General features: G+C 55.6%; 5 protein-coding genes and 1 pseudogene. 5 read left to right on the top strand and 1 reads right to left on the bottom strand.

Going from position 1 to position 6000, the window contains the following annotated elements; all coding sequences use genetic code 11:
- Positions 1 to 36 precede the first annotated feature (36 nt).
- The 3 genes and pseudogenes from AAE514_RS06650 (at position 37) to AAE514_RS06660 (ending at position 1035) form a co-directional block, all read left to right on the top strand.
- Positions 37 to 348 (top strand): DUF6916 family protein, encoded by a 312-nt coding sequence (locus AAE514_RS06650; RefSeq protein ID WP_347330743.1) that lies wholly within the window; start codon positions 37 to 39, stop codon positions 346 to 348.
- A 96-nt stretch (positions 349 to 444) separates the two neighbouring features.
- Positions 445 to 543, top strand: a pseudogene (locus AAE514_RS06655) (phage tail protein); the annotation flags it as partial.
- A gap of 210 nt (positions 544 to 753) precedes the next feature.
- Entirely contained in the window at positions 754 to 1035 is a 282-nt protein-coding gene (locus tag AAE514_RS06660; protein WP_347330752.1) for a hypothetical protein, read from the top strand.
- Between the two features lie 69 nt (positions 1036 to 1104).
- Here the strand turns inward: AAE514_RS06660 and AAE514_RS06665 are convergent, their stop codons facing one another.
- A complete protein-coding gene (locus tag AAE514_RS06665) occupies positions 1105 to 1599 on the bottom strand; it encodes a GNAT family N-acetyltransferase (RefSeq protein WP_347330744.1) in 495 nt (164 codons plus the stop codon).
- A gap of 130 nt (positions 1600 to 1729) precedes the next feature.
- On the opposite strand from AAE514_RS06665, the gene AAE514_RS06670 reads away from it, so the two are divergent.
- Together AAE514_RS06670 and AAE514_RS06675 are read left to right on the top strand one after the other, a co-directional pair.
- Entirely contained in the window at positions 1730 to 2587 is an 858-nt protein-coding gene (locus tag AAE514_RS06670; protein ID WP_347330745.1) for a sulfotransferase family protein, read from the top strand.
- A partial coding sequence (locus AAE514_RS06675; protein WP_347330746.1) for a DUF4347 domain-containing protein occupies positions 2584 to 6000 on the top strand: 3417 nt, incomplete at its 3' end. The genes AAE514_RS06670 and AAE514_RS06675, both read left to right, overlap by 4 nt.

Consider the following 6000-nt stretch of genomic DNA (forward strand, 5'->3'; position numbering starts at 1 on the left):
CTGGGAGCCCCTGGCCGCTTCATCAAGAGAAAACCCATGAGTGAACTGAATTACGACACTTTTAAAACCCTGGAGGGGCAGCAGGTCGACGTTTGCGACGCCGCGGGTCAACGGGTGGCCATGACGGTGAGTGCGGTAGACAAGTACGACATGAAGTCCAACCAGTGGCTAGGATGGAGCGTTCTCCTTGAGACCGACCAGCCACTATCAGTCGTTGATGGCTCCTACCAGATTGAACATCCGGCAATCGGCCAGCCATTGTTGCACCTATCCGCTAAAAGCGGAGCGCACTACGAGATTATTGTCACCGAGGCGCACAGTGACAGAACCGGAGTTGGCGAAGGCTAACAGCGCGGCAATGCGGGAGCCTTGCCGCACCCACAAGAACTTTTGCCTTAAAAAGGAGCATAAGCGATGTCAGAACCCTTTCTTGGTCAAATTCAGATGTTTGGCTTTGATTTTGCGCCGCGCGGCTGGGCGCTGTGCGAAGGACAGCTGATTGCCATTAGCCAGAATACGGCCCTCTTTTCCTTGCTTGGCACAAACTTCGGCGGTGACGGCCGGACCACCTTTGGCCTGCCAAATATGGCGTCCCGAGCGCCAGTTGGCCAGAGCCATGGCCAATCCCCACCCAGCTTGACGCCCTTTCGGATTGGCCAGTACGGGGGCTCTCAAACTCATACACTTATTGAAACAGAGCTGGCGCCGCACTCTCACCAGGCCACATTTACTTCAGGGGGTAGCAGCACAGAGGTGAAAGCGACGACAGAGGAGGGCGACGCCACAACCCCCAGCCAAGGAGCCTATTTATCCAAGACGAAAGCGACCGGTGGGCCCCAGGATAAGGATGAGAACATTTACAAATCCAATCCCTCGGACGAATCGCTCGTCTCTCTGGGCGGCGTATCCGGCAGTGCCAGTGGTACGGTTCAAGTGGGAACGGCTGGCGGTGGCCAGCCGTTTAACATACAGAACCCGTTTATGGCCCTCAATTTCTCCATCGCATTACAAGGGCTGTTCCCACCCCGAAATTGATGGCCTGTAGGTGATTAAGCGCAGCACATACGGTGGGCTGCGCTCTCTGGTCCGCGTTGGGTCGGGTTTTTAGCCAAGCACGGGGTACCAAAGCATAAACGCGTGACTGATGGAATTTTCATACGGAGCAAAACCCAGCGATAGATACAGCTTCCGGGCTCGGGAATTTTGATGCTCGACCGACAGACCGACCGGTAACCGCTGCTTCTGAGCGATGTGCTGAACGGCCTGAATTACCGCTTTGCCATAACCTTTGGCCCGAGCCTTCGGAATAAACGACAGATCAACAATATGAGCGATTTTTTTACCAAAGTCCAAAACCAGGCGCCCGATGGGTGTGCCTGACTTATCAACGATGAACGTCATGGCATCCGGCGACTGCTCGCCATAAGCCTCGGTCTGGAGATCAAACTGCTGGTCAATAAGATGGTGAATATAGTCCTTATCCTGACCAGACAGATAAAACGCCTCACGGGTGGAGTGAAACAACGAAGCAAGAAAAGGTTGATCGGAAGCGGTCGCCTGACGCAACCCCAGGCCATCGGGCAATGTGAATTTATCCATGCGGTTATACGTTTGCCTATACGGGTTCGTTCATTGGGTTTGCAAAAAAGCTAGTATGCCCATAATTTGCAAACCATTTCAACACAACCGGAACCACTAATAACAGCCGAACCAATACACTGTGAACTTTATGAATCGAAACTATCACTTTATTTCGGGCATGCCTCGCTCCGGCTCCACACTGCTGGCTGGCATCCTTCGGCAGAACCCTGATTTTCACGCCGCCATGTCGAGTCCGGTGGCGGCCCTAATGAATTCCTGCCTGGAGCAAATAGGCGCCGGCAGCGAGTTCTATGCGTTCTTTGACCGAGATAAACGAAAACGACTCACAGAAGGAATTTTCGAAGCCTACTACAGCGACAAGAGCGATGCTGCCATCATTTTCGACACCAACCGAATCTGGACGGCTCGGATGCATCAGCTTGTAGAGCTCTTTCCTGATTTCAAAATGATCTGCTGCGTTCGTAACCCGGCGTGGATCATGGACAGCTTTGAACGCATTTATCGGAAGAACCCGTTTGACTACAGCCGAATGTTCACTCCCGCATCGCGCATGACCGTCTACAGCCGCTGCGAGACGCTAATGCAAGCGGGGAGTGCCGTTGGCAGCGCCTGGACTGCGCTTAAGGAGGCCTACTACGGCGAATACTCTAACCGTTTGCTACTGATTGACTACGACCTTTTGGCCTCCAATCCAGAACGAACCGTTGAATTAATGTATCAGTTTCTTGAGTTACCCGCGTATCAACACGACTTTGAGAATGTGGAGTATGAAGAGAACAAGTTCGATCAAACGTTGGGCATCGACGGGCTGCACCGAGTGAAGCGAAAAGTGGATTTCACACCGAGACGGAGCATTCTACCGCCCGACTTGTTTACAAAATATAGCGACATGGCCTTCTGGAGGGACCATACCGGCACAGAAGCCAGCATAATCGCCCCCAAGCAAACAGCTGAAGAACCTATCAGCCTGAGGAGCCACTCATGATTCACAAGAAAATGAACCCCTTGATGGCACTGCTTGTGCCTTTGGGCGTTTTCTCCATGCCAACGTCGGCGTACATCGCTGCTGGAAGCTACCAAAGGAGACTGTCTTCTCCAGATAAAGTTGCTTACCGGGAGGGTGAAAGTGAGGCGCCAGCTAGCATTCGTAGTGGCCGTTTCTTGGACAATAAGGGCATTCAACTGTCTGCCAGCGATATGCGCCTTGTAAGACCCGCCACACGGACGCTCAAACTGAGAGGGAACACTCACCCTGCCGAAAGCGCAAAACCACAAGCGCAACCACTGGATTTGCAGTCCGGGCGCTCCGTCAGAGAGCTTGTTATTATTGATACGTCGGTGCCCAACTACACGACCTTTACCGAGAACCTAAAGCCAGGCTTCCAAGTTCGGTTTGTTAATAAGGATGCTGACGGCGAACAGCAGCTACAGTCCATCTTAAGCGACTACGCTGAGCTCGACGCCATTCATTTAGTCTCTCATGCTGGGTCGGGTCGTATTCAACTGGGAACGAGCACCTTGACCTCGGAAAACTTTGATAGCGGGACGACGACCACGCTATTGGGTGCCGCGCTGCGTGAAGGCGGTGACGTGCTCTTTTATGGCTGTAATCTGGCAGCCGGCCAAGAGGGACATGACTTTCTCGATCTTGTTTCGTCAAACGCCGGTGTTGACGTAGCGGCCTCAAACGATTTTACAGGCGACGCCAGAAAGCATGGTGACTGGGACCTTGAGGTGGCCAGAGGTACTATTGAGTCATCAACGCCTTTCTCTTCAGCCGCCCTTAAGAACTTCAAACATGTTCTTCCTCTCGTTAGCGGTGGAGGGGGGTCCGTCTCCTACGCAGGTGCCATGGGGGGTGCCGCCAGCATCGATGCGACTTATACGCTTTCCGGGGGCCAGACCCTTGAGTTTGATGGTGCCGACGTCAGCACTTACATTTATTCTTATGTAACGGCAGGGGCCGGTGGCTCCTATGAGTCCTCTCTTACGATTTCCATGTCTGGTGGCCAAACATTTGATGTTTCCACTCTTAGCTTATTTGTTAACTCTTATTCGAACACTTACACATTCACGCCAAGTAATGGTTCCCCCGTTTACGCCACGGGCTCAGAAACACCGACACTGAACTTTAATGACATCACTCAGTTTACCATAACGTCAAATGGCAACATGTACGCCTCCTTTGGTGAAATTGGGATAGGTGACATTCAAGCTCCCCCCGTCAACAACGAGCCCACTTTGACCGCGACAGGCAACGACCCGACTTTTACCGAGGGCAGCTCTGCGGCCAGCCTCTTCAGTGGTACCAGTATCAGTACCCAAGACACCGGTCAAACCGTTAGCGCCCTAACCTTTACGGTTTCGAACACCAGCGATGGAAGCAACGAACGAATCAATCTGGACGGGTCGACGATTGTGCTGACCCATGGCACCAGCGGCACCACCGCGAGCAACAGCTTGAGCTACAGCGTTTCGGTGGTCGGCACCACCGCCACCGTCTCACTGACCGGTGGCAACCTGTCCACTTCGGCGGCGCAGACTCTGGTCGACAACATCAGCTACCAAAACAACAGCAACAGCCCTTCGACCAGCAACCGCGTGGTGACGCTAACGAGTCTCCAGGACAGCGGCGGCACTGCCAACGGCGGCGACGACACGGTTTCGCTGGCTGTCGATTCGACCGTCACCGTGGTTGAGACCAACGACGAGCCCACGCTCACCGCCACCGGCGCCAACCCCACCTTCACCGAAGGGGGTTCAGCGGCTGGCCTGTTCAGCGCCAGCAGCGTTAGCACCATCGAGGCCGGGCAGACGCTTGGCGCACTAACCCTGACGGTGACCAACGTCAACGACGGAGTCGATGAAGTACTCACCGCCGACGGCACCGCCATCGCACTGACCAACGGCACCTCCGGCACAACCGCCAGCAACAGCTTGAGCTACAGCGTTTCCGTTTCCGGCACCACCGCGACGGTCTCCCTGACCGGCGGCACCCTGTCGAGCGCGGCCACCCAAACGCTGGTCGACGGCCTGAGCTATCAAAACAACAGCAACACGCCGGACACCAGCAACCGTGTGGTAACCATCACCTCCCTGCAGGATAGCGGCGGCACCGCCAACGGTGGGGACGATACCGCCTCGCTGGCCGTGGGCTCCACAGTAACGGTGGCCGGGGTCAATAACGAGCCGACATTGACGGCCGCCGGCAGCGACCCCAGTTTCAGTGAGGGTGGCAGCGCTGTCGGCTTGTTTTCAGGCGCGAGCATTTCAACGATTGAAAGCGGCCAAACTGTATCCGGCTTTACGCTAACCGTAAGCAACCTCATCAATGGTGCTTCGGAAACGCTTATCGCCGACGGCAGCACCATTGCCCTAACGGACGGAACCTCCGGTTCAACATCGACCAATGGCTTGAATTACGCCGTATCCGTTGTAAGTTCCACGGCCACCGTCAACTTCTCGGGGGCCAGCCTGTCCGATTCGCAGGCGCAAAACCTGATCGACAACCTCTCTTATTTGAACAGCAGTATCGAGGTCAGTGCGTCCACGCGCACTGTTACCTTAACGTCTGTGACGGACAACGGTGGTACGGCAAATGGCGGAGACGACACGGCCACTTTGTCCATCAGTTCCTCCGTCAGTCTCACGGACGATGTCGCCCCCTCCGTGAGCGATGCCAATATTAGCCTCATGGGGAGCTCAGGCAACGGAGGCGCTTACATTCTAGGCGATACCGTCACCGCCACCTGGGACAACACCGCAAGTGGCGACAACAACAGTGACACCATCAGTAGTGTGACGATCGACTTCTCCGCCTTTGGTGGTGAAGCTGCCGTGGCCGCCACCAACAGCAGTGACACCTGGAGCGCCAACTACACCATTGATGGCAGCTCTGTATCCGGAAGTAACCTGAATGTTTCGGTTAGCGCTACGGACAATGCCGGCAACACGGTAACCGTTGCCGACAGTAGCAATGCCGAGGTCGACAATGCGGCGCCCACCGGTCACAGTATCAGCTTTGACGACGCCAACATTGATGCCAGTGAAGCAAGCGCCACAAGCTTTACCTTCGCCAGTGCCGAGGTCGGCGCCAACTACAGCTACACCATTTCCAGCAGCGGCGGTGGCACCTCGGTAACCGGCTCGGGCACCGTAACCAGCACCGGAGAACAAATCACCGGCATCGACGTCAGTGGCCTCCCGGACGGCACCATTACTCTCTCCGTAACGCTGACCGATGCCGCCGGCAACGCCGCCAGTGCCGTGACCGATACCGCCACTCTGGATGCCACCGCGCCCAGCGGCCATAGCGTAAGCTTCGATGACGCCACGCTCAGCGGCACCGAGGCAAGCGCCACAAGCTTTACCTTCGCCAGCGCCGAGGTCGATGCCAAC

Origin of the sequence: Marinimicrobium locisalis (assembly GCF_039822625.1) — a bacterium.
GTDB lineage: Bacteria > Pseudomonadota > Gammaproteobacteria > Pseudomonadales > Cellvibrionaceae > Marinimicrobium > Marinimicrobium locisalis.

Coding starts and splice junctions, on each gene's coding strand:
- AAE514_RS06650 (WP_347330743.1), top strand. CDS start 37: ATGAGTGAACTGAATTACGACACTTTTAAAACCCTGGAGGGGCAGCAG.
- AAE514_RS06665 (WP_347330744.1), bottom strand. CDS start 1,599: ATGGATAAATTCACATTGCCCGATGGCCTGGGGTTGCGTCAGGCGACC.
- AAE514_RS06670 (WP_347330745.1), top strand. CDS start 1,730: ATGAATCGAAACTATCACTTTATTTCGGGCATGCCTCGCTCCGGCTCC.